At 47.8% G+C, this 25,046-nt stretch carries 23 protein-coding genes and 1 riboswitch; of the genes, 12 read left to right on the forward strand and 11 right to left on the reverse strand.

Going from position 1 to position 25,046, the window contains the following annotated elements; all coding sequences use genetic code 11:
• Window positions 1-74: 74 nt before the first annotated feature.
• From ACN083_RS06950 to ACN083_RS06975, 6 genes are all read right to left on the reverse strand, one after another.
• Window positions 75-752, reverse strand: a complete 678-nt coding sequence (locus ACN083_RS06950) for a Maf family protein (RefSeq protein WP_419102107.1) — start codon at window positions 750-752, stop codon at window positions 75-77.
• A 140-nt stretch (window positions 753-892) separates the two neighbouring features.
• The gene (locus ACN083_RS06955) at window positions 893-2,599 is read right to left on the reverse strand and encodes a DUF885 domain-containing protein (RefSeq protein WP_419102108.1); all 1,707 of its coding nucleotides are present in this window, start codon (window positions 2,597-2,599) and stop codon (window positions 893-895) included.
• A 95-nt stretch (window positions 2,600-2,694) separates the two neighbouring features.
• The gene (locus tag ACN083_RS06960; RefSeq protein WP_419102109.1) at window positions 2,695-2,988 is read right to left on the reverse strand and encodes an acyl-CoA carboxylase subunit epsilon; all 294 of its coding nucleotides are present in this window, start codon (window positions 2,986-2,988) and stop codon (window positions 2,695-2,697) included.
• Between the two features lie 53 nt (window positions 2,989-3,041).
• Entirely contained in the window at window positions 3,042-4,655 is a 1,614-nt protein-coding gene (locus ACN083_RS06965; protein WP_419102110.1) for an acyl-CoA carboxylase subunit beta, read from the reverse strand.
• Window positions 4,656-4,847: 192 nt separating this feature from the next.
• Entirely contained in the window at window positions 4,848-5,132 is a 285-nt protein-coding gene (locus tag ACN083_RS06970) for a YciI family protein (RefSeq protein ID WP_419102111.1), read from the reverse strand.
• A complete protein-coding gene (locus ACN083_RS06975; RefSeq protein WP_419102112.1) occupies window positions 5,129-5,293 on the reverse strand; it encodes a hypothetical protein in 165 nt (54 codons plus the stop codon). The genes ACN083_RS06970 and ACN083_RS06975 overlap by 4 nt, the downstream gene beginning before the upstream one ends.
• A 238-nt stretch (window positions 5,294-5,531) precedes the next feature.
• Between ACN083_RS06975 and ACN083_RS06980 the strand changes: the two genes are divergently transcribed.
• The 11 genes from ACN083_RS06980 to gatB all read left to right on the forward strand — a co-directional run bounded on the left by ACN083_RS06980 (window position 5,532) and on the right by gatB (window position 16,581).
• Complete coding sequence (locus ACN083_RS06980; protein ID WP_419102113.1) at window positions 5,532-6,470, forward strand: biotin--[acetyl-CoA-carboxylase] ligase; 939 nt, start codon at window positions 5,532-5,534, stop codon at window positions 6,468-6,470.
• A 100-nt stretch (window positions 6,471-6,570) separates the two neighbouring features.
• Window positions 6,571-7,032, forward strand: coding sequence for a PH domain-containing protein (locus ACN083_RS06985; RefSeq protein ID WP_419102114.1), 462 nt, complete (start codon window positions 6,571-6,573; stop codon window positions 7,030-7,032).
• A 124-nt stretch (window positions 7,033-7,156) separates the two neighbouring features.
• Complete coding sequence (locus tag ACN083_RS06990) at window positions 7,157-8,281, forward strand: adenylate/guanylate cyclase domain-containing protein (RefSeq protein ID WP_419102115.1); 1,125 nt, start codon at window positions 7,157-7,159, stop codon at window positions 8,279-8,281.
• Window positions 8,278-9,342: a PP2C family protein-serine/threonine phosphatase gene (locus ACN083_RS06995; protein WP_419102116.1), complete on the forward strand. Its 1,065-nt coding sequence runs from the start codon at window positions 8,278-8,280 to the stop codon at window positions 9,340-9,342. Before ACN083_RS06990 ends, ACN083_RS06995 begins: the two co-directional genes overlap by 4 nt.
• 80 nt (window positions 9,343-9,422) lie before the next feature.
• Window positions 9,423-9,545: a hypothetical protein gene (locus tag ACN083_RS07000; protein ID WP_419102117.1), complete on the forward strand. Its 123-nt coding sequence runs from the start codon at window positions 9,423-9,425 to the stop codon at window positions 9,543-9,545.
• Window positions 9,526-11,700 (forward strand): NAD-dependent DNA ligase LigA, encoded by a 2,175-nt coding sequence (gene ligA, locus ACN083_RS07005; RefSeq protein ID WP_419102118.1) that lies wholly within the window; start codon window positions 9,526-9,528, stop codon window positions 11,698-11,700. The genes ACN083_RS07000 and ligA overlap by 20 nt, the downstream gene beginning before the upstream one ends.
• Window positions 11,701-11,982: 282 nt before the next feature.
• On the forward strand, window positions 11,983-12,153 hold the full coding sequence (locus ACN083_RS07010; protein ID WP_419102119.1) for a hypothetical protein: 171 nt from the start codon (window positions 11,983-11,985) through the stop codon (window positions 12,151-12,153).
• 61 nt (window positions 12,154-12,214) lie between these two features.
• Complete coding sequence (locus ACN083_RS07015; protein ID WP_419102120.1) at window positions 12,215-12,985, forward strand: transglycosylase family protein; 771 nt, start codon at window positions 12,215-12,217, stop codon at window positions 12,983-12,985.
• Between the two features lie 195 nt (window positions 12,986-13,180).
• Window positions 13,181-13,477, forward strand: a complete 297-nt coding sequence (gene gatC, locus ACN083_RS07020) for an Asp-tRNA(Asn)/Glu-tRNA(Gln) amidotransferase subunit GatC (protein ID WP_419102121.1) — start codon at window positions 13,181-13,183, stop codon at window positions 13,475-13,477.
• A gap of 9 nt (window positions 13,478-13,486) precedes the next feature.
• Complete coding sequence (gatA, locus tag ACN083_RS07025; RefSeq protein WP_419102122.1) at window positions 13,487-15,076, forward strand: Asp-tRNA(Asn)/Glu-tRNA(Gln) amidotransferase subunit GatA; 1,590 nt, start codon at window positions 13,487-13,489, stop codon at window positions 15,074-15,076.
• Window positions 15,076-16,581 (forward strand): Asp-tRNA(Asn)/Glu-tRNA(Gln) amidotransferase subunit GatB, encoded by a 1,506-nt coding sequence (gatB, locus tag ACN083_RS07030; protein ID WP_419102123.1) that lies wholly within the window; start codon window positions 15,076-15,078, stop codon window positions 16,579-16,581. The genes gatA and gatB overlap by 1 nt, the downstream gene beginning before the upstream one ends.
• Window positions 16,582-16,673: 92 nt before the next feature.
• Here the strand turns inward: gatB and ACN083_RS07035 are convergent, their stop codons facing one another.
• Window positions 16,674-18,833 (reverse strand): S9 family peptidase, encoded by a 2,160-nt coding sequence (locus ACN083_RS07035; RefSeq protein WP_419102124.1) that lies wholly within the window; start codon window positions 18,831-18,833, stop codon window positions 16,674-16,676.
• A 168-nt stretch (window positions 18,834-19,001) separates the two neighbouring features.
• Window positions 19,002-19,121: riboswitch (SAM riboswitch) on the forward strand.
• A gap of 116 nt (window positions 19,122-19,237) precedes the next feature.
• Between ACN083_RS07035 and metX the strand changes: the two genes are divergently transcribed.
• A complete protein-coding gene (metX, locus tag ACN083_RS07040; protein WP_419102125.1) occupies window positions 19,238-20,332 on the forward strand; it encodes a homoserine O-acetyltransferase MetX in 1,095 nt (364 codons plus the stop codon).
• Window positions 20,333-20,392: 60 nt separating this feature from the next.
• On the opposite strand, the gene cas2e is transcribed toward metX, so the two are convergent.
• Genes cas2e through cas6e form a run of 4 tightly spaced genes read right to left on the reverse strand, consistent with a single transcriptional unit; the run spans window position 20,393 to window position 25,015 of the window.
• A complete protein-coding gene (cas2e, locus tag ACN083_RS07045) occupies window positions 20,393-20,704 on the reverse strand; it encodes a type I-E CRISPR-associated endoribonuclease Cas2e (protein ID WP_419102126.1) in 312 nt (103 codons plus the stop codon).
• Window positions 20,704-21,645, reverse strand: a complete 942-nt coding sequence (gene cas1e / locus ACN083_RS07050) for a type I-E CRISPR-associated endonuclease Cas1e (RefSeq protein ID WP_419102127.1) — start codon at window positions 21,643-21,645, stop codon at window positions 20,704-20,706. Before cas1e ends, cas2e begins: the two co-directional genes overlap by 1 nt.
• A gap of 12 nt (window positions 21,646-21,657) precedes the next feature.
• Window positions 21,658-24,354 (reverse strand): CRISPR-associated helicase Cas3', encoded by a 2,697-nt coding sequence (gene cas3, locus ACN083_RS07055; RefSeq protein ID WP_419102128.1) that lies wholly within the window; start codon window positions 24,352-24,354, stop codon window positions 21,658-21,660.
• A gap of 16 nt (window positions 24,355-24,370) precedes the next feature.
• Window positions 24,371-25,015 carry a type I-E CRISPR-associated protein Cas6/Cse3/CasE gene (gene cas6e, locus ACN083_RS07060; RefSeq protein WP_419102129.1) on the reverse strand — a complete coding sequence of 215 codons (645 nt, stop codon included), beginning with the start codon at window positions 25,013-25,015 and terminating at the stop codon, window positions 24,371-24,373.
• Between the last annotated feature and the right edge of the window lie 31 nt (window positions 25,016-25,046).

A 25,046-nucleotide genomic window follows, 5' to 3' on the forward strand; every position in this document is an offset into this window, starting at 1 on the left:
TCTACATTCTTATGACGTCAGCAGAGCTCTTCTCTTAGCCGATAGTACCGAAAAAACAGAAGATTTTTGAAAAATTATGACGTTTTCGTCCAAAAATCGGTGATAGAAAGACCTAAATCAGCCAACATATCCTTAAGAGCATTCACCGACAAACCCACCACCGTGTGATACTCACCCTCAATACCACGGATAAAAGCAGACCCAAAGCCATCAATCGTAAACGAACCAGCCACAGCAAGTGGCTCACCCGTCGCCACATACTCATGAATCTGCTCATCTGAAAGAACATCACAATGCACCGTAGCAGTACGTAACTCAGACGAAGAACACCCCTGCACCACACGAGTATCAACCAACCAATGCCCCGTATGCAACAACCCCGAAGCACCACTGAACAACCGCAGACGCTCAACAGCAATATCCGCACTATGAGGCTTACCATAAGCAACCCCATCTAACTCAAAAACAGAATCACACCCTAAAACAAGAGCCCCCGGAACATCCAAAGAACGAGCAACATCCTCCGCCTTAGCCCGCGCTAAAAGCAACGCAACCTGAGCCGGAGTCAGCTCACCCAAACCTTTAACATCAGCATCCTTTTGAGCACGAGCCACAACAGCATCCTCATCCACTGATGAGACACAAACCTGAAAATCAAGACCCGCATCACGAAGAAGTTTCTGACGAGCAGGAGAAGAAGAAGCTAAAACTAAAATTGGCTCAGGAACAGATACCGAAGAAAAAGAAGTCATAACTACCAGTGTAGAAGTAACACCAGAAAGAACACCTACCTGAACATCAAAAGATGCCGGTAAATATCTTAGAAAAGATATATACCGGCACCTTCGAGAACTATCTTGACCTATCTAAGAGCGCAAGAACATATGCGTTCTTAAAGATCCAACGCCCTCTCCAAGCTATCAAGACCCATCGAACCAAGCTTCAACACACGAGTATGGAAATCACGGTCATCTTCTTGACGTGCCCGAGCCTTATCTCGCAACTGACCCCAAATGCGCTCGCCAATCTTATAGCTAGGAGCCTGACCTGGCCAACCTAAGTAACGAGCATATTCGAAGTTCAGCTGTCCCTCAGAAAGGTCTAGATTTGCCTTGAGGAATTGGTATCCGCTCTCTGCATCCCAGACACCAGCAGGAACACCGAGCTCCTTTACCCAGCGGTCTGGAATTTCAAGACCACAGTGCACACCAATATCGAAGACTACGCGAGCTGCACGCATACGCTGATTATCAAGCATGCCCATACGATCACCCGGATCTTCTAAGAAGCCAAGCTCTTGCATCAAACGCTCAGCATAAAGAGCCCAACCTTCACCATGGCCAGAAACCCAAACACCATTAGCACGCCACTGGTTAAGAGTCTGAGACATGGCAGTTGCTACAGAAAGCTGCAGATGATGCCCCGGCACACCCTCATGGTAGACCGTCGAAACTTCACGCCATGTACCGAAAGTTTCTTCTCCTTCAGGAACAGACCACCACATACGACCGGGGCGCTCAAAATCGGGGGAAGGACCAGTGTAGTAGATACCGCCTTCTTGAGTGGGAGCAATCATGCACTCTAGCTCGCACATGGCGCCACCAATATCAAAATAATCGCCGGCAAGAGTCTCCACCGCACGATCTGAGAGGTTCTGCATCCACGCTTTTAGCTCTTCAGTACCGTGCAAAGTGCGTTTAGGATCAGCATCAAGAACAGCCTTTGCCTCCTCGATGGAAGCACCTGGTTTAATCTGCTCAGCAACTTCTTTCTGCTCGTCAATAATACGTTCTAGCTCTTGAACGCCCCACGCGTAGGTGTCCTCAATATTAATCTTTGAACCAAGGAATTGGCGAGAATACAAACGGTAACGATCAATACCTACTGCATCTTCTATAGGGGCTACTGGCAGAAGAGTCTTACGAAGATAAGAGTTAAGGGTACGGTATCCCTCAATAGCAGCGTCTGCTCCTTCTTGCGCCTGCAACGCCAAATCAGGGGCATGATGTGCAACTTCTTCTTGAAGCTTTTGGAAAAAACCATCTTCAGCAATATACGCATCGGTTTGCTCAATGACGATTTCGACTTGTCGACGCGCCGCAACATTTCCACGTTCGCGTGCATCTTCCAATGTACGAATATAGTCATCAATTGCAGCAGGAACATTCTTCATGCGTCCTGCAATATGTGCCCAATGTTCTTGAGTTTCACGGTTCATTAAGTCAAAAATTGCGCGGATGTTTTGCGAAGCAGAGGCAATGTTATTGACTTCCCACGTGCCTAACCCTGCTTCATGCAATTCAAGTTCAAGACCGAGACGCTCTTGCATCGCATCAATGGTGACCTTATCAACATCATCAGCGGGTGTTGCTTGTTCAAGACGAGTGAGTGTCTGACGAATCAGCTCGATAGATTTCTCACGACCTTCAGGAGAGAACACATCACCGTATTCTGTCTCACGGCCGGTACGTCCGGCTAAAGTTGCAGATGATGGATCTAGCTGAAGAGTTGCCTCATAATATTCATTAGCGATAGCGTCTACAGGTGTGCTCTGGCGTTCTTGGCGGTAAACCGCAGGAATGGTATCAAATTTCGACATGCCTCCATTCTACTCGTTAACCCTTTTGTGAAGGCAAGCACAGTCCAAAATCTTAAGCTCAGAAAAGGAAGAGCCTCAGAACAATCCTCTAGGGCCTACATGGGGCGGGCACGGCGCCAAGAACCAGGACCTGGGCGCAACCGAACACCTAGCGTCTGCCCACGTAACAAACGGCGCTGCCACTGCCCCATAGACGGTTTTTGCTGCTCTTGATGAGACTGAACCATAGCAAGTAAAACAGTAGATAAGGCTGCCAGTTCTTCCTCCGTTGGGTTACCTGAAACTACCGAAAAAAGTGGTTCTTGCTCTACTTCTGCATGGGATTCTTGCTGCTCTGAGGAGCGACGAGAGCCAAGAGAAAACGCAAAACGTAGCGACGAACTAGCCATCACAAACTCCAAACAATAGACAGGATAGAAAAACCAACAGGGTACAACTTCGATTACAAGGGGATATTGCCGTGCTTTTTCGCCGGTTGCGTCTCACGTTTATCGCGAAGAGCGCGTAACGCACGAATCAGACGTATGCGTGTCTCACAGGGAGCGATAACCTCATCAACATAGCCTAGCTCTGCCGCCTGATAAGGGTTGAGCAGCTCTTGTTCATATTGCGATACCAATTCTTCTCGTCGCGCCTCAACATCTCCTTGAGACTGCGCAACTGACGCCAACTCACGACGATACAAAATATTGACAGCACCCTGTGCACCCATCACGCCAATCTGTGCGGTTGGCCACGCAAGGTTAATATCGGAGCCAAGCTTCCGTGAACCCATCACAATATAGGCACCGCCATAGGCTTTACGCGTAATGACTGTTACCAGAGGAACCGTTGCTTCAGCGTAGGCATAGAGTAATTTTGCGCCACGGCGAATAATGCCGTTGAATTCTTGATCTTTGCCCGGTAAGAACCCCGGCACATCAACAAAAGTCACCACAGGAATATTAAAAGCGTCGCAGGTTCGAACAAAACGTGCAGCTTTCTCCGAAGCGTTAATATCCAACGTTCCCGCAAACTGTACCGGCTGGTTAGCGACAATACCTACGGTGCGTCCCTCAATACGGGCATAACCAACCATCACATTAGGGGCGTAGAGCGCCTGCAAAGGCAAGAAATGACCATCATCTACAACCGTCTCAATAACGGTACGCATATCATAAGGCTGGTTAGCTGAGTCAGGGATAAGAGTATCTAAAGAATAATCCTCGTCTACGAGGTCTTCTTCCTGAGCGTGCTCCACTATTAGAGGTTCCGAAAGATTATTTGCGGGTAAAAATTCGAGGAGTTCTCGTACGAAGTCAAAAGCGTCTTCTTCATCCTCAGCAAGATACGCTGAGGTTCCTGTAACAGCGTTATGCTGATGCGCCCCACCAAGGGTCTCCATATCAACGTCTTCGCCGGTCACTGTTTTAATAACGTCAGGTCCGGTGATGAACATGTGTGAGGTCTTATCAACCATGATGATGTAATCCGTCAATGCAGGGGAGTAGGCTGCACCGCCGGCGCAAGGACCTAAAATGACAGAAATTTGGGGAACTACTCCTGAAGCGCGAACATTCATACGGAAAATATCGGCAAACATCGCTAATGAAGCGACACCTTCTTGGATACGTGCTCCGCCACCATCGTTAATGCCAACCACTGGGCATCCGTTATCGAGGGCAAATTTTTGTACTTTAACAATTTTTTCGCCGTTAACCTGTGAAAGAGAACCTCCATATACGGTGAAGTCTTGCGAATATACTGCTACAAGACGACCGTCTACTGTTCCATAACCGCAGACGAGGCCATCACCTAATGGGCGTTTTTTCTCCATGCCGAAAGCTGTGCTGCGGTGTCGAGCAAAAGCATCAAACTCTACGAAAGACCCCTCATCGAGGAGCATGTCAATACGTTCTCTTGCAGTGTTTTTGCCCCGACTATGTTGACGATCTACTGCTTCTTGTCCAGAAGGCATATAGCTTTTTTCTCGACGATCATAGAAGTCTGCGAGCTTACCTGCAGTTGTACTCAAATCGTGTGTAGAAGATTCTTCTGCTGTGCTGTGGTGATTCATAGACACGGGACATCCTTGACTGTGGGCATTCACTAACGTCACCGTACTAAGGCACAGCTAGTTTGGTGAATAATATGATGCCCTCAACTATAGGATGTTTCTTGTGACGAAAATACCCGATAAGTACTTATCTCGTCACAAAAATAACAAATTATGTTGAGGGCGTCGTGCTATTTGTAATAGCTGGTCAGACTAGCAGCCTAAAGAACCTAAAACGGGGTTCCACTCGCGTACACAATAAGAGAGCACTGCTCCACCACGATACATCGGGTCTTGGCTGATATATTGATGAACCTCATCTGCAGAAGATGTGTTAAAGAGGAGCATAGCCCCTGGAGTTTCACCACCTACATAAGGGCCAGAAGCAATAATGATTCCTTGTTCAACAAGGGAACCTAAATACAGACGGTGCTCTGGCCGGTATTTTTCTTGTTCTTCTGCTGGAGCGTAGTTATAAGTGCAGATAAAGATACTCATTGGTTTTCTTTCTGTTTCCGGCTGGACGAGAGATTCATGTAGGCAACCCAGAGGAATACTGCAGAAAACGGGAAGTACCAAGGCTTTCCAAGAAAGCCAAGAATAATGCCTGTTACTGCGGTAATTATTGCCAATAGTGCAATAACTTGTTTGCTTGTCATGATAATTTTTCCTTTGCTAGAGTCAGGGGGTAACGCCCTCCCGCCCCTGACTAGATCGTTTATTCAGGAGCGGGAGGGTTTTACTTACCGGTTTCACTTATTCGCACGAACTGCACAATATGCGCAAAACTGTGGTCCACAATAGAGCCGAGAATTCTCATTTGCCTCTGTACTCTCCACCATAAAAGACTTTATATCATTCGCCAGCAGAAGACATCAGAAAATACGCTATGGAATAATGGCTTCAAAACCTCATTCGTATGAGGCTCAACAACTTCAAGAGAGAACACCACCCATGAGCGTACCGATACAAACCCTCGATAACTACCTCAAATACGAGGTAAGCCGTACCCCATCTAACGCTCCATACCACCAATACCGACAAGTTCTCCTCCTCGATACCGTTCCCTCAACCAACCTCTACGCTCATGAACTCTTAACATCGGCGGATTCCTTACAAAACCGGCGATGGGGCGAACTTTCCGTGATCGCAACAACACAACAAACGCATGGAAAAGGCCGACTCAATAGAGAATGGGTTGCCCCTGAAGGTAGCTCTCTTTGCGCATCATTGATGATTCGTCCACACGCTAACCCCGCTCACCGTATCGCACCCGAACAATACCACTGGTTCACCGTACTCCTCGCTCTGGCTGCAATTGACACACTCAACTTTTGGGGCATTGAAGCTCACCTCAAATGGCCTAATGACGTGCTCATTGGCGACAAAAAGTGTTGCGGAATACTAGCTCAAATCGCGGTAGAATCTGCTGAAAATCTTTCAGCAATAGTTGGTATCGGAATGAACATTAACCTTGAACCAGAAGATTTCCCTGTTCCAACAGCAACTTCTGTTCTTGCTGCAACCCAGACACCGCGAAGTCTTGACGAAGGACTCGAGAAACTCTGCGAAAACTTTGCTCAACGATATGAAGATTTTGCTCGTGTCAACGGCGTCCCCTCTGCCTTACAACGACACGGAATTAGCCTCATGGATAGCGTCCGAACCAAAATGTCTACACTCGGTCAACGAGTTGCCATAGAGCTACCCGACGGGCAGAAAATACATGGTGTCGCAGAAGATATTAACGAAGATGGGGAAATCATCATCACAACAGACTCCGGAGCATCCCAAAGCTATGCAGTCGGCGACGTGATTCATCTGCGTCGAGCATAGAAAGACTATCTTTTTTAATATTGCTGAGACAAGAGACCGTTCATTGCCGTAAGATAAGTGAGCTATGAGACTACGAGGAAATCTTCTAGAGGGAGAATCGGTGCGAGTTGCAACCAGAATGCATCGGTATTGCCTGCTACCTCCAATGTTGTATTTTCTGCTCAGCGTATTCTGCGTCAACTTTGCCTCTGCTATAAGTACAGCTAGCTTCATCTGGTCGTTCCTCGGATATCTGTTAACAGCCGTGTTTTTGTATCAGATGTTTAAACGTCTCAACCGGTATTTTTCAACCCAATACTTCATCACAACCCACCGGCTCATTATCCAGCGCGGGTGGAGAAATAATCGTTCTGTTTCGATTGGCTTCACGAACATTATTAGCTGCGCTGTTCAAGGAGCGTGGCTTGGATCTACAAAAATTGGAAAGCTGATGGTTCACACCCCAAGAGGTTCTCTTGTGCTGCAGCGTGTTCCCCGTCCTCAAGCATTTTCGGAGCAACTGAATCAAGCGTGTCAAGAATTTAACGCTTATAACAATGACGGTTTAGCGCCATATATATAGTTCCACATCGTAAGATGGTGAACAGTTTTTCGTCATTCTTCGTATTACTCTCCACAAGTAGAGTATTGTAAATCACAGAGTAAGTTTTTATTGTCTCAACGAGAGCATGAGAAAGGATAGTCCCGTGGAAAAACCGGCACCTGGATCAGACGATAATCTTCATCCAGGGCCTCTGGAAGAAGAATTCGAATATTCAAATAACCGCGTACAAAGCAACGTCTATCGCACTAAAGAAGACCGTGAAGCGGTAAAAGCCCTCGAAAAATTTCTCCTCGGCACACAGCGAAACCTCACGAGTAAAGAAGTCATAGAACAGGCTGGGTCAACACCTCTATTAGCAAGCAAAATTTGGCACGCACTGGGAATACCAGATATTTCCGAAAACGAAATATACTTCACTGGAGCAGACGCCGAAGGCCTCAAAAAAGTTGTTGAACTAACCGACAAACACGGTTTAGACCTCGAAACAACAGTGTCAATCGCCCGCTCCATGGGGCAATTGACAGATCGAATCGTTGCGTGGCAAATCGAAGAAATCGTCGATGACATTTCAAAACAACAAGGTCTTAGCGATGGTAAAGCACGTCAAGAGCTTCTGAAAGTACTACCAGAACTCATCACAACGTTACAAGAGATACTCTCCTACACTTACCGCAGACAATACAACGCTGGAGTGCTACGACTAGCACTGCGTAACGAAGAAGGAATCTCCGAGAACCGTGTTGATTTGCCTCTACTGCGCGGTATTGGTTTTATCGATTTAGTCTCTTATACGACCCTCTCATGTCAGATGAATGAGAAAACACTCGGTAAACTCGTCAAAACTTTTGAGCAACGTTGCGCAGAAATTATAGCGGTTGGTGGTGGACGAATCATCAAAACTGTTGGGGATGAAGTTCTCTTCCTGACAGAAACACCAGATGCTGCCGCACGTATTTCATTAGCCTTATCTAAAGCAATTGAAGAACATCCAGACCTCCCGCACACTCGCGTTGCGTTCGTGTGGGGACGTATCCTTCCCAAGCTAGGAGACGTCTACGGGCCTACTGTAAATCTCGCTGCACGCTTAGTAGGTGTCGCAGATGCTGGTATGGTACTTACCAATGACGATACTGCCCAAACATTAAAAGATGATGGACGTTTCCGCTTCACACCACAGCCAAAGCGCAGCGTTCGAGGCTTCGGAGACATAACGCCTATAGCTGTTGAATCAGCTACCGGCAACGAATTGGAGATCGACGTAGAATGACCGCACAAAAACTAACAACTTTCTCTGGAAGCGCCACCGACGTTGGTGCTTACCGAGACAATAACGAAGACTCATTCTCTGTAGTTGGCACATTGCACATCGTTGCAGACGGGATGGGCGGGCACGAAGCCGGTGAACATGCAAGCCGACTTTGCGCACGGACCATCGCCTATAACCACTTATTCTCTCGCCCCTGCGGTATGACAGATGCTGAGCAAGAGAACTACGCGCGAGAACTTGCCGCAGAAGACAACGCCTCCACCGATAGCAATCAGGGGCTTCTCGGGCGACGTCGTAAAAAGACCACAGCCTTAAACCGGCAAATCATGAGGACTCTTGAACATATCCGTTCCATTATTGGTGAGTCAGACGAACGTATCAAAGAGATGTTCTCTCAGCGTGCTGGTACAACCGTAACCGGTGCTTGGCTGACGAACATTGGCGACCAGTACATGTGGTTCATCTTCAACGTAGGTGATTCTCGTACCTATCGTCTCGTACGTGAAGAAGACGTCGAAACAGACGCACATAACATGTCTTTCTCTGCAGGAAGCGTTGAAGGGCTCACCCTAGAACAAATCACCGTAGACCACTCTGAAGTGCAATACCTTGTAGATACCGGACAAATTACTGCGATGGAAGCGCTTACACACCCTCGTCGAAACGTTATTACACGTGCGCTGGGAACTGGAAACTACTGGGAACCAGATTTTTGGGTGATTCCCGCTCATGAAGGAGACCGTTTGATGCTCTGTTCAGACGGCTTATCTGGCGAGTTGTCTCATGATTATATGGCGAGAGTATTAGCAACTGTCGAACATCCTCAAGATGCCGCAGAAGTGCTTCAAACGGCGGCGCTACGGGCTGGCGGTCGAGACAATATTACCGTTGTTGTTGCCGATGTCGTGACGGAAAAAACAGCTCAGGAAAGAGCTGAGCATCTCAAGGCGCTTACCTCAACAGAACAGCACCATATTGTGAGCTCTGCAGAAGAATATCAATCTCAATCTACGACAGTGGCGGAACAAGAGTCCTATCACGATGAGAGAGAATTGCGCTAAAGTAATTCTTGAGGATATTTCGGGTTAACCCCCAGAGGAAAGTCCCTAACTACTGATTAAATGTAGTTAGGGGCTTTTCTATGAACGAAATACTCTTAAGCCACCCCTCAACAGACGAAACCATATACGTTGGTCAATGCGAATACTGGCGTAACACAGCGCCTGTGAACCTTGGAGAAGAAGATGGACTCTACCTCAACTGAACAATCTAGTGAACCAATAACAGCTGAGCTACAAGAGCACTATATTGCTTTGATGGAGAGAATCCGTCAGGCTCAAAAAAAGTATTTTGTAGACGACGAACCAATTCTCTCTGACAAAGAATATGATGAGCTTTTTGTTGAGCTTGAAAAACTTGAAGCCTTGTATCCTCAGCTGATTTCTCAAGATTCACCAACCCAGCAGGTTGGGGCAGAACCATCTTCTATCTTCGCTCCAGTTGTTCATATCAGTCGCATGTATTCGCTTGAAGATGTCTTTTCTATCCCTGAACTAGAACAGTGGCTTAGCAAAACTGAACAGAACGCGCACCTTAGTGGGCTATCCTCTGTTCGTTGGCTAACAGAATTAAAAATTGATGGTCTAGCAGTTAACCTGTTGTATCGTCATGGGGAACTTGTACGGGCAGCTACCCGTGGTGATGGAACAACGGGGGAGGACGTTACTCATAACGTTCTTACTATTGGGACTATCCCTCGTAAACTTTCCGGTGAAGGACACCCCGAAGAAGTTGAAATTCGCGGAGAGATTTTTATTTCTTCTCAAGATTTTCTGGCTCTTAACGAACAGATGATTGCTCAAGGTAAAGCACCTTTTGCAAACCCCCGCAATGCGGCTGCTGGATCGTTACGTCAAAAAGATGCGAAAGTGACTGCTCGCCGTCCTCTATCAATGTATGTGCATGGTATTGGTACGCATCAAGGGCTTTCAGTAGATTCTCAGTACGAGACATATGCTCTTCTTGAGCAATGGGGGCTTCCGGTGAGTCCCTATACTGAGCTGTTCTCCGATACTCAGCAAATTCTTGAATTCATTGAACGCTATGGTCAGCAACGTCATTCTCTTGCGCATGAGATTGATGGAATCGTTGTCAAAATTAATGATTTTTCGACACAAGAACGCTTAGGCTACACTTCTCGTGTTCCTCGTTGGGCCGTTGCTTATAAATATCCGCCTGAAGAAGTTCATACAAAGCTTCTTGATATTCGTGTTGATGTAGGGCGTACCGGACGTGTGACTCCTTATGGTGTTATGGAGCCAGTAAAAGTGGCTGGTTCGACGGTTGAACGTGCAACGTTACATAACCAAGACGTTGTTAAGGCTAAAGGTGTTCTAATTGGTGATACCGTTGTGCTGCGTAAAGCTGGAGATGTTATTCCAGAAATTGTGGGGCCTGTGATTGCTTTGCGCGATGGTAGCGAGAAGGCTTTTGAGATGCCTCGGAAATGCCCTTCTTGCGGTGAGCCGTTAGCGCCTGCTAAAGAGGGTGATGTTGATATTCGTTGTGTTAATGCTCGCTCTTGCCCTGCTCAGCTGACAGAACGCGTTTATCATGCTGGAAGTCGTGGTGCGTTTGATATTGAGGCATTGGGTTTTGAAGCGGCTAAAGCGTTGACTGCTCCTGCTGAGCCTGATGTTGCTCCTCTTGTTTCTGAAGCGTTTTTATTTGATCTTCGCGCAGAAGATCTTGCCGATGTGAAAATACGACGTGAGAAGAAAAAGCGTGGGGTTCTTAGCGGAGAGTATGAGCTTGTCCCATATTTTTATACGCGTGGTACAGCGAAGAAACCTTCTGTCGTTAACGCAAATACAAAGAAGCTTTTTAAAGAGTTAGAGAAAGCAAAAGAACAGCCGTTATGGAGAGTTCTTGTTGCGTTGTCAATTCGTCATGTAGGTCCTACGGCAGCACGTGCTCTTGCTGCTGAGTTTGGTTCTATGGAAGCTATTGAAAATGCCTCTGAAGAGCGTTTAGCGGTTATTGATGGGGTGGGTGCAGTGATGGCTCACTCTATTAAAGAATGGTTTGCGGTGGATTGGCATCGTGAAATTATTGAGCGGTGGGCTGCTGCTGGAGTGCGTATGGCTGATGAACAAGACGAGACTTTTCCTCAAACATTAGCTGGTCTGTCTCTTGTCGTGACGGGCACGCTAAAAGATTTTTCGCGTGATTCTGCTAAGGAAGCGATTATTGCTCGTGGTGGTAAAGCTGCAAGTTCTGTATCGAAAAAGACTCATTATGTTATTGCCGGTGACGCTGCCGGTTCTAAGTTGGATAAGGCGGAGTCTTTGGGTGTTCCGGTAGTAGATGAAGATGGCTTTAAAATGCTCCTTGAGGAGGGGCCGACCGTCTTAGAATAGGAACTTTTACCGTTGGGGTAACAAAATATCTTAGTTTTTCGTAGAGTGTCGTAAAGAAAATTAAAAATTTTTTTCGTGATTTTTGCACGGGGAAATGTTGCGATTTGATAACGAAAATAACGAAATGGTAAAGATGACCTTCACTGTTGTCCTTCCCTGAAATACGCGGATTTTTAGGAATAATCATTCTTATTTAAACAAAATGTAAGAGATTGTTGTTGCCTCAATAAAAAGTAGACTGATGAATGGTGTGAGAACACGATGACCCATCAATGAGGTTGTATGAACCCAAATCGTTACGTTATCGTTATCCATGAACGCAATCCCGTACCTACGGGAAAATACATTTCAGGGCTGGAAGAAGCCTTGAACTATATGCTGGGTTTTGCCGCACACCTGAGTCCGTCTACAGGGCAAAACCTCAATAGATACCCAATAAGCATCTACGGGTAGACGGCAACGCATTGAAGCCAAGGGATTGGTGGAGCGTTAGGTGGCCTACACTTGGAGCATTGTGAAAAAGACTTCCATTCGCCAAAACGTAACACGTTCCGCAGCTGCACTAGCAGTAAGCGGTGTCGCCGCAGCATCTTTTGCAGTAGCACCTGCACAAGCAGCTCCTCTCCAAGCATGGGAAGCGCTATCTCAGTGTGAGTCCGGTGGCAACTGGTCTATCAACACCGGCAACGGCTTCTACGGTGGCCTACAGTTCACCCAGTCTTCCTGGAATGCTGCCGGCGGTAGCGGGTCTCCCCAGTACGCTTCTAAAGCAGAGCAGATTCGCGTTGCTGAAAACCTCCTTCAGATGCAAGGATGGGGCGCATGGCCTGCATGTGCAGCTAAGCTCAACCTTTACGCATACGGAACTGCCGGCGCACCTGCTGCTGTAGCTCCAGCTCCTGCACCAGCACCAGCTGTTGTTGAAGCACCTGCTCCAGCACCAGCACCCGTAGCAGCACCTGCACCAGCACCCGTTGCTCCTCAGTCTGAAGCAGTTGTTGAATACACCGCTCCAGCTCCTGCACCAGCACCAGCTGTTGTTGAAGCACCAGCACCAGCACCAGCACCCGTAGTAGCACCTGCACCCGTTGTAGAGTCCACTCCTGCTCCTGCACCTGTAGCAACCGCTGGCACCTACACCGTTAAGCCTGGTGATACCCTCTCCGGTATCGCATACCAGCTAGGTCTTCCTTCCTACCAGGTAATTGCTGACGCAAACAAAGACATCATTGCTAACGTAGACCTCATCTACCCAGGTCAGGTTTTCGTTATCCCAGCTCTCTAATATCGAGATAATCTCCATTAGGTAGCATAAAGACTTCGCTTTCTTCCTCAACTCATTGAGGAAGAAAGCGAAGTCTTTTCTTTAACCTCACTGAGTTCTTTGAGAGAACCTGCCACATATCCTCAAGAGAACTGCCTAAAGTGAGTCCAGAGAGATAAACTAGAAAAGAAAACTTTTGTCCACTACGGAGAATCTATGTCTGACATCACCCGTGAGACAGTTGCGCACCTAGCGGAACTGGCACACATCGAAATGACGGATACCGAACTAGAAGCAATGGCACAGGAACTCGGCGTCATCGTCGAATCCGTCAAATCTGTTTCTGAAGCAGTATCCGACGATATTCCAGCAACATCACACCCCATCCCACTACAAAACGTCTTCCGAGAAGACGTGGTAGAAGAAACCCTCAGCGCAGAAGAAGCGCTCTCCGGGGCGCCTGATGCAGAAGACGGAAAATTCAAAGTCCCAGCAATTCTCGATGAGGACTAAGGAAAAACTATGAACGAACTCATTAAACTCTCTGCTGCAGAACTCGTCGAAAAACTTAAGTCTCGCGAAATCTCTTCAGTAGAAATCACCCAAGCACACCTAGACCGTATCAAAGCAACCGACGGGCAAGCCCTCGATAGCAACGACCGTTCCGCAGGAAAAGACGGACTCAACGCCTTCCTCCACACCAACGAAGAAGAAGCACTAGCAACCGCTCAAAGCGTTGACAAAGCCCGCGCAGCCGGCGAAGAACTCCCCGAACTAGCAGGCGTTCCCATCGCTATCAAAGACCTCATTGTCACCAAAGGACAACCCACCACCGCAGCATCTCGCATGCTCGAAGGTTGGATGAGCCCCTATGACGGTACCGTCACCCAAAAAGTTCGCCAAGCACGTATGCCCATCCTCGGCAAAACCAACCTTGACGAATTTGCAATGGGATCATCCACCGAACACTCCGCTTTCGGCGTCACCCGCAACCCATGGGCACTAGACCGTATCCCAGGCGGCTCCGGTGGTGGCTCCGCAACAGCAGTGGGTGCTTTCCAAGCACCTCTGGCATTAGGAACCGATACTGGAGGTTCCATCCGACAGCCCGCTGCCGTCACCGGAACCGTTGGCGTTAAACCAACCTACGGTTCTATCTCACGCTACGGTGTTATCGCTATGGCATCCTCCCTAGACCAAGTAGGTCCTTGCTCCCGCACCGTTCTTGACGCAGCATTACTTCACGAAGCCGTCGCAGGATACGACCGCCACGACTCAACTTCTTTGAACGAGCCGGTTGGCCCCTACTCTGAACAAGCACGGGAAGGCGCCCGAGAAGGAAGCCTAGCCGGAATCCGTATTGGCGTCATCAAAGAGCTCACTGGTGAAGGCTTCCAAAACGGTGTTACTGCGCGCTTTAACGAGTCACTAGAATTACTTAAAGAAGCTGGCGCCCATATTATTGAGGTCTCTTTGCCATCGGTCAAAGAGGCTCTTGGCGCGTACTACCTCATCATGTCTTCTGAGGTTTCCTCAAACCTCGCCAAATATGACGGCGTACGTTACGGGCTTCGTGTACTACCAGAAGACGGCCCACTGACCATCGAACGTGTCATGGCAGCAACCCGTGCCGCAGGATTCGGCGCAGAAGCAAAACGCCGTATCATTCTCGGAACATACGCCCTCTCTGCAGGCTACTACGACGCCTACTACGGTTCAGCTCAAAAAGTTCGCACCCTCATCCAACGCGACTACGCTGCAGCCTTTGAACAATGCGATGTCCTCGTCTCACCAACAGCACCTACCACCGCATACAAACTCGGTGAAAAAACTGACGGTGACCCCATGGCAATGTACCTAGGCGATATCGCAACTGTACCTACCAACCTTGCGGGTGTCCCATCACTATCTCTACCCGCTGGACTTGCTGACGAAGACGGCATGCCCGTAGGTATCCAATTCACCGCCCCAGCACACGAAGACGCACGTCTTTACCGTGTTGGTGCAGGGCTCGAAACCCTCTTGAACAACACCTGGGGCGCCCCACTATGGACACAGATGCCCGACACCGAATCACTGATTCGCGATTTTAACTTTGGGGGAGCGAAATAATGTCTGAAGAAACCCTAAGCTTCGAAGAAGCAATCGAAAAATACGACCCAGTATTAGGCTTTGAAGTTCACGTAGAACTCAACACCAAAACAAAAATGTTTGATGCTGCGCCCAACGAATTTGGCGATACACCAAACACCAACGTCACCCCCGTATCCCTCGGGCTACCTGGTGTGCTTCCCGTCGTCAACGGAAAAGCTGTAGAATCTGCCATCAAATTGGGTCTTGCACTAGGCTGCGAGATTGCACCAATTTCGCATTTTGCGCGTAAAAACTATTTTTACCCAGATACCCCTAAAAACTTCCAAACCTCACAATACGATGAGCCTATCGCCGCGAATGGCTCTCTCGATGTTGAACTTGAAGACGGAACAATCTTCACCATCGACATCGAACGTGCCCACATGGAAGAAGACGCCGGAAAACTCACCCACAAAGGCGGCGCAGATGGCCGTATTCAAGGTGCAGACTTCTCCCTCGTAGACTACAACCGAGCAGGCGTGCCACTCATCGAGATTGTGACTCGTCCTATTGTTGGTGCAGGAGAGCGAGCACCAGAACTAGCACGAGCCTACGTGGCAGCTATCCGCGAAATCGTCAAAAACTTAGGAATTTCCGATGCGCGTATGGAACGTGGAAACGTCCGCTGTGACGCAAACGTTTCCCTCATGCCTAAAGGAACCACCACCTTTGGAACTCGCTCTGAAACAAAGAACGTCAACTCCTTACGCTCTGTAGAACGTGCTGTTCGATATGAGATTCAACGACATGCAGCTGTTCTAGAATCTGGACAAAAAGTCGTTCAAGAAACCCGTCACTGGCACGAAGACACCCGTGAAACCTCACCGGGGCGTCCCAAATCAGACGCTGACGACTACCGGTACTTCCCAGAGCCAGACCTCGTGCCCGTGGTTACCGATAGCGAATGGATTGAACGTCTACGGGCAGAACTGCCAGAACCCCCTGCAGAACGCCGTCGCCGTCTCAAAGCAGAATGGGGATACTCTGATGAAGAGTTCCGTGACGTTGTCAACGCTGGGGCAATGGACGCAATTGAAGAGACCGTCGCTGCAGGCGCTAGCCCAACGGTAGCGCGTAAATGGTGGATGGGAGAAATCTCTCGCCTCGCAAAAGTTCGTGAAACCGAACTGCTCGAGCTTGGTGTGAGCGCACGAATCGTTGTGGAACTTAACCACCTCATTGAGAGCAAAAAAATCAACGATAAAATTGCTCGTCAAGTTCTCGAATTCGTCCTTGACGGTGAAGGAACACCCAGCGAAATCGTTGAAAAACGCTCTCTAGCAGTTGTTTCTGACGACGGTGCACTCAGCGGCGCTATCGACGATGCCCTTGCTGCAATGCCTGACGTTGCGGAAAAGATTCGTGGTGGCAAAGTTCAAGCTGTCGGTGCAATCGTTGGTCAAGTGATGAAAGCGACCCGCGGACAAGCAGACGCCGGACGTGTACGAGAACTCATCCTCGAAAAACTTGGCGTAGAACTCTAAGCCTCTTACACCTGGCTGAACACAAAAGCGGTGGTGTTGCCTCCAACGAGGCAACATCACCGCTTTTGTTATATACCGAAAAACCAGAAATATTATTGGTCTAATAAGTAAGTCAGCGCAAAAGCATACTCCCACGCAATATCACGCCACGCAGTGTAACGGCCTGAACCGCCACCGTGCCCACCATCCATCTCAATTTTCAAGAGAGGAGTCACTGAGTCTGTAGAAATCATTTTACGTAGTTGAGCTACCCACTTCGCTGGCTCAACATATAACACACGAGTATCGTTAAAACTCGTCACTGCAACAATCGGTGGATACTTGACGTGACGGATATTCTCGTATGGAGAATAAGACTTCATATACTCGTATACTTCGGCATCCTCAATAGGGTTACCCCATTCCTCCCACTCCAAAGCAGACAACGGAAGATCTGGATCAAGAATAGTCGTCAATGCATCCACAAACGGAACACCTGCGATAGCAGCACAATACTTCTCGGGAGCAAGATTCAGAACCGCACCAATGAGCAAACCGCCAGCAGAAGCACCAGAAATAGCAATCTTCTTCTGATCAACCCACGGGCGTTGCCCTAAGAACTCCGTAACATCAACAAAATCAGTAAAAGTATTCTTTTTCTGAAGTTTCTTACCATCTTGATACCACTGGCGTCCCATCTCGCCACCACCACGAATATGCGCCACCACATAAATCACGCCACGATCTAGAATCGACAACCTCGCTATAGAGAAATAAGGATCTATCGACACCTCATAGGAACCATAACCATACTGGAACACAGGATGCTGCTGAGACAAATCAAGATCAGCACGATGAATAACAGAAATAGGAATCATCGCACCATCACGGGCAGGTGCCCACATGCGATACGCCTGATAATCCTCAGCATGATAATCGCCTAATACGGGGGTCTCGCGGCGAAGAATAAGCTCCTGAGTACGCGGAAAATAGTCATAGATTCGAGGGGGAGTCACCCACGACGTGTACGAAATACGAATGACCGGCGAATCAATAGAAACATGAGAAACACCAGTCGTATAAATTTCCTCCACAAAACCGGTCGGCTCACTAAAAACAACCCCCGCATTCGACTGCGAACGCAACAAGGCACGCAAACGGTCTAAATCGGCAAGGAAAACTCGTACCGTCGTATTCTCACGAGCCGTCACCACAAGATGAGTTGACGAAAAATCAAACCCCTCAATACGCACCTCAGAACGATGAGGCATAACTTTAAGCCATAACTGACGGTACTGCTCAAAAGGCTGAGACGTTGGATAAGGGGCAAGCACAATTTCTGAGTTAAGAGCGTCAGCATCATGCATGATGAGAACATAAGGCACACCATCAATACGAATAGGCTCAACACCGTATTGCACACGATGCTTCTTACCAATAACCAACAAAGGCTCAGCCGACATATCTTGAAGCGGAACTAAACGAACCTCCGAAAACTCAGAAGAAAATGACGTAATAACGATATGAGTCCGGTCAGCAGAAAGAGCGCTGCTAAGCCACATCGCATTGTCATGCTCGGTGAAAAGAACACAATCTTCTTCCCCCGCACCAATACGGTGAGCCCGTATCTCATATGGGCGCCATGACTCATCGACAAGAGAATAAATAAGGGTTGATGCATCAGGAGTCAAATATGCGCCACTAAAAATACCGGGCAAAGTCTCCTCTGAAAGAGTCAACGTCTCTAAATCTAAGAAATACTGGGTATAGCGTTCATCGCCAGAATCATCAACACCAAAGCTCAACAAAGAACCGTCTAACGAAGGCGAAAAAGACCCAAGAGAAAAGAACGGCAACTCTCGTGCAAACTCATTACAATCAAGAATGACCTGCTCTTGATCAAGAGGAACACCCGCCTGAACCTGCGGAGGAGAAAACATCTCCACCTCACCACCGTCTACCAAAGCAGGCACACGACAAAATACAGGGTACTGTTCACCCTCAACCGTCCGCGAAAAATACCACCAATCTCCATGGCGAGAAGGAACAGAAAGATCCGTCTCTAAGGTGCGCTCCTTAATCTCCTGAAAAATACTTTCACGAAGTGCTTGCTGTGACTGAGTGGACTGCTCTGTATAAGCATTTTCTGTATTGAGGTACTCCACCACCTCAGAATCGTCCTTAGCACGAAGCCACTCATAATGGTCAATAAACGTATCGCCATGATGAACACGTGAAGACTCCACACGCTTCGTAACAGGTGCTTGAGACATGAAATGTACCTCCGAAAAGAAAAATAGATAATGCGCCCTTAAAACAACGCGACATGAGAACTATTCTAAAGACAAAATATGACGAAACAAGACAAACTACCGCATTAGAACGTAAAGAAGAAGAAACGGCTCGACCCACAACAAACCACTCAGATACGATAACAACACGGTCAAGAGCGCTAATACCAAGACTCAGCTTATTAGCCGGCAACCCTCCACTCGCGGCGGGGTGCCACTGAGACAGACCCGGCACCAGAAAAACACTCTTAGACGGTGCAAGCGCGGGAGCAGTACGCACTACCTCCTCAACATAAGAGCCTGCACACCAAACAGGCAACACACCAGAGGAAACAACAGTGCAGATACAGCCCCAATCTACTACAACAATAGTTATTGGAGCATCTATGAGTACCCCAACAACACTCACTTACCAACACCACACAACCATCGAGACACTACCCCTAGAATCAGGGCACACACTACCTAACGCAACTATCGCCTACGAAACATGGGGAAACCTCAACAAACACAAAGACAACGCCGTGCTCATCTTGCACGCCTTAACAGGAGACACCCACGTCGCCCACAATGAGCACAACACTACTTCCGGCTGGTGGGAAGACCTCGTTGGAGCAGGAAAAACCATCGACACAAACACCTACTTTGTAGTAGCACCGAATATTCTCGGCGGCTGTAACGGAAGCACCGGAGCACACAGCACACACCCACACAAACAACCCCCACAACCATGGGGGTCATCCTTCCCAAAACTTACCGTACGAGACACCGTACACGCCGAAAAACATCTAGCAGAAGCACTCGGCATCACACAATGGGCACATGTTATAGGAGGATCCCTCGGAGGAGCACGAGCCTTAGAATGGGCCATCACCTACCCCGAAGACGTACGTCACTGCGCCGTTATCGCCTCCGGCGCATACACCACCGCAGAACAACTAGCCTGGGCACAAGCACAAAACCTTGCTATCCGCAGTGACCAACACTTCTACGGAGGCGACTACTACGATAAACAACCTCCCAGCCAAGGACTAGGGATAGCTCGACGCATCGCACATATCACCTACCGAACCTCAGAAGAACTCCACACCCGATTTGGGCGCACACAACAAACACAAAACAGTACACAATACAGCGTGGAATCATATATGGACTACCATGCACACAAACTTGTGCAACGTTTTGACGCAAATAGCTACCTCAGCATTAACGAAATACTCATGAGCCACGACATCACCCGAAATCGTGGAACATTACACCAAACACTGCAACGAAGCCAATGCACATGGACTATCGCCTATGTGCACAATGACAGACTCTTCTACCCAGAACAATCACGTGAATTAGCTAGGGCCTTACCCCAACCGGTACAAGCACAAGCTATCTACTCTCCAGCTGGACACGACGGATTCCTCCTAGAGACAAAACAACTACAAAAAATCCTAGAACCAGTTCTAAAACAAGGCAGAAAACCCCACTAACAACATGAAAAGAAACAAACCCGGCATCGCCCTGTTAGCCTCACAATGAGCTACTGACCGCTATTTTTCAGAAGAAAATTCCTCGTGAGATAGGGGAGAAGACGACGCTAAAAGTACCCCATCACAGTCAACCATGACACGGCGCTGGGAGCCATGAGTACGCACGTTAAATCCCTGTTCCATACTCTTGTCACTATAAATAAGAGTGAGCAGTCCATCTCCAGCGGCTAAGACACACCGTTCCCACAGATTATCTCGAATACGAGCCGAAACATTACCAACAAAAACACCCACCGATACTTCAGAAAGAAACCGTGTTAAATACCCATGTACATGCTGAGGTAAAGAAACCGTGGTGAGAACAACAAACATTATTGTCCCCTTCGACCATATTGAGTGTGACCAGTTACTTCCTCGCCTCTATCACTAATCAGACGATCATCATCACGATGCGGTAATTGCGGGCTATACACCTCTATTAAGGTTTTTACCATGCCTTGTAAAACATTCTGCCGCACCAACTCTTTACGAACAGCACGTCTAGCATCCTCTGCGATGTTTTCGCTCTGTGACAATGAAAAAGCTAAAGGAATACTCAAGGAAGGTTTATAAATATCAGCAATATCGTAGAGTAAAGAACGAATATCCCCACGATGAATTACACCTAAAGCAGGGTTCAAACCCAAGGCTGCACAAGCCGAAGCAGCACAACCATACAAAATCGAATGAGCCAGATTCAACGCAACATTAACATTATCCGTTGCTGAAACATCACGTTTAAACCCCTGAACACCATGTTTCTTAGCCTGCTCTCGATATAGATTGCGTATCGTCCGGCCCTCTAAACCACGCATCGTCGCAATAGAACCACCCGGCATTTTCTCAATACCTAGCTGCTTTTTATACAGAATAAGAGCCGCTTGCTTTTGAAATTTCTCTTGGGCAACAGTACGTGCCTGAGCAATAGCCCAACGAGCAGAAGAAGTCAGCGGCGTAGCATGAGAATATGCTGGTACACCGCCACCACCAGAGAACAGTACCGTGACACCTGCCCTCGTGCACGAGGTGATTGCTGGCTGAGAAATACTCGTCCCAGGACCTAACATCAAAACAGCAAGACTACTCACCGGCAATTGTATTTTTTGCCCCGCAAGTTTTTCAGAACCCCGCTCCGAACCCCACGCAACAACACCTGTTTTCTCTTGTTTAATAACGCAATACTCTAAGTAAAGAAAAGACACTCGATCTTCTAAACGAACCTGATGAGAAGCCGGTATCGTCGAAAAAGCTAAAGCCTCATCCGAATAAGCCATAAGAACATTCCCCTATTCCTCAGTAAAGAGGCGCTCTGAAAAGCCCGACGCAGAGTCATAAAAACGCTCAGCCTGAGGCAAATACGAATAGCGTTTCAGAAGAGACGGCGCATCAGCCAAAGAAACTAACTGCTCTGATAATTTTGAAGAAGAAACAACTAACGGCAAAGAACCTTTTAATGCTTGCCGAATCTTCTGCTGTTCTTGAGGAGTAATCTTTGCTAAGTCTTCGGGTGCACCATCCCACGCACCAGGAATACTGCCATCAGAACAGCAAAGAATAACCGGTGTGCTTTCACGCTCAATAAGGCGGGTGCGTCGTTCAGCAGACTCCTCGTCTCCACTTCTTTGAGTGAGCTGTTTGAACTCCGTAATGGTCGCCTCATCAGCTAACGCTTCTTCCAAAGGTGCCGCAACCCCTAGCCCCGCACGAATACGACCGATAATATCGGCAAAAGCCTCTAAAAATGCGTCATCATCCTGATGAGCAAATGTATCAAGAGATAGAGACGAACTATCAATAAACCTTTGATTATCTGCAGGAACAACAAAATGCTGATGCTCTATCAAAAACGACCATGTACGCTCCAACTCGGCCTGAAAATACGGTGCACTTGAATACTTATCAAGCTCAGCAACACGAACCACCCGAATCGGTATATGCGGAACACCTGGAATACGCTCTGCACGCAAAACATCAGAACGCCTCCACACCCTACCAGCACGCTGAATCAATGACGCTGACGGGCACAAGTCCGTACTCAAAAAATCTAAATCAATATCCAAAGAAGCTTCAATAGCTTGAGTACCCACAACAATGACAGACTCAGCCGTCTTACCAGCACCAATCAGCGCTTCAAGCTGTTGTGCGTTAATACGACGATGCTCCGCCGTCATCCGAGAATGAAGAAGAACAACACCCCCATACTCTTGCTCAAGAGCAGCAGCAACCGTTTGCGCTCGCTGAACCGTATTACAAATAACGCCGATACGAGCTTTGGGAAATCGTTCACGCATGGAGCGAACCCACATAATATGGGAATCTTCTAGAGAATTAGAATCGACTGTATCTAACGAAAAATCAATACTATATGTCTCACTCGGTAGGGCAGAAGTCTCCGGTGCAGAAGAAGAATACTCTAATAATTCTGTTGCAGGGAAGGAGGGGATAATGCTGTGATCGGCTAGAGACTCACCTGTATACGCTTCCAAAAATTGTTGACGCTGCCACTGCGGTAAAGTTGCCGTTAGCAAGGTGACACGCGTATTCGTCTTTCCCAACCACTCAAGAAGGGTGACCAATAATTGTGTTTGATAATGATCGAGAGTATGCACCTCATCAACCACAATATGAGAGTTTGCCAAAGCCAATAACCGCAGATGAGTCCACTTAAGAGGCAAAGAACCCATCAACGCTTGATCTACTGTGCCAACAAAAACAGGGGCAAGCAAACGAGCCGCACCAGAACGCACAAACTCTGTAGGATATAAACCGCCAGAACCTTGCCCCACACAAGAACTATCACCTATCTCAGAACCGCCAAAGCTCGTGACAGGGGTTTGGTAAAAATCCTCAATAGACGCTAGACCATGCGCCAAAGCCGCAACATTCGGTGTACCCTCATAAAACTTTTGCACCCTACGCATCAAAGCGTTAGAAGTTGCCTGAGTAGGAAGCAAAAACAACAAACGTTCTTGTTCTGTACAATGACGCAACAAAGCAGCCTCTGTTTTGCCTCCGCCGGTCTGCACCATCACATTCCATAATCCACCACCAGAACGCAACGCTTCAGCTTGCATAGGCCGAGGCTCATAATCACCAAGAATAGCCTGACGAGCAGTAGCCTCATCCTCCCAACCATGGTAAACACCAACAGTTTCCTCAACCTTATGAAGGGCCTGTTCATATAAAGCGGCTACCCATTCATTCGGTTTCTCTAAAACCAGCGTTCCGTTAGCCATGAGCTGTTGATTCTGAGCGACCCAATCAGAATGCGAAGCAATCCTATCTGCAAGAATAGTTAGCCCTGAAAGCAACACAATCACCGTATTAGATACTTCATCAGGGAACTCCTTGCGGCAAATTCCTACTGCCTGCTCCAATAGCGACAATAAATCGTCCTGAGCCTGTGTCCAACCGTTTTCTTCAAGGAGGGAGGTAAATTTTTGATGTAGGTAGGACGTATCATCTACAAATTCGTGAGGGATATCCGCGTTAAAAGGAATGGTGAAATATCCATGATGCCCTAAAGCCGGTAAACATTGCCAAGAAGCTCTACTTTCTTCTTCTTCAAAGGGTTCTCCCTTCGATAAGAAACCTAGGGCAAGAGCACTAATTTGTTCGTGTCGCCTGAGAGTGGAATTTCTAATCTCTCGGGGGGTGAGGCGTTCTATACCGTTAAAAGCTTGCGGTAAATGATTCAAAATATTCTTACGAATGCTGTCCCAGACTTCTGCTTTGCGGGTAAATTGCCCTTGAAATAAGGGCGATGCTTTACCAACGTCATGGCTACCAGCAATAAAGCACACGATACTCCGTGCTTGTTGACCTAGCTCTTGCTTAAAAAGTTCTTGAAGGCCTGGTCGTAACCAATGGTCGTAGAGTACGCCTGCGACTGCTGCAGTGTCGAGTAAATGGGCAAGAAGGGGATATGTGCCGTGAGTATTTTCTTGCTTTGCCCAGAGGTAGCTATGTGTTGATACAGACATGAGTGTTCCGCAACGCTTATTGGGCAATTTTAATGCTAAGCATTCCACAACCATAGGATTTGGCTCGTCCTATGCCGTTGAGAAGTGCCTGCTCAAGAGCTGACGGGGAATTAACGTAGGCGAATCCGTCTATGGTATCTACCTGAACGATAAGATTTCCTTGCTTTTCGTCTTTGCGTTCGGTACTTAAAACTTGGCGTTGATGATTCATGACGGAGACGTCTTTGAGCGCACCAGAAAGACGTTGTGCAAGCCAATGAGTGAAACTTAAAGGGTTTTCTGAGTCTTCCCCATCAAATGGAACAGATGACATTTTTTTAGAATGGGCTTTACGAATAGTGCCATTGATTGAGAGTCTAAAAGCAACAGGTGTTCCTTCTGGTGGGGACTGGAGAGAAACTTCTTTCGTCTCAAGCTCTTTTGCTTGTACAGGGATAGAGGACTGAACCAAAAAATATGGAGCATGCCCTGGAACGGAATCTAAACGGAAGAGAATATTGTTTTCTGCCCGGGGGTTAGAAGAACCTAGATTATTGTCAAATAACCCCATAACAGCTCGGTGCCTGAACCTAGGGGAATCAAGATAGGAAAGTGGAGTATGGGGTGCTCTCTTAAGAGCAGAATGTACTGGAAACTTTGTGAGATATACGGTTGTGTTCATTGTGTGGTGTCCCTTCTCTAGAACTCTCTGC

The organism is Rothia sp. CCM 9418, from assembly GCF_048512825.1.
Taxonomy (GTDB): domain Bacteria; phylum Actinomycetota; class Actinomycetes; order Actinomycetales; family Micrococcaceae; genus Rothia.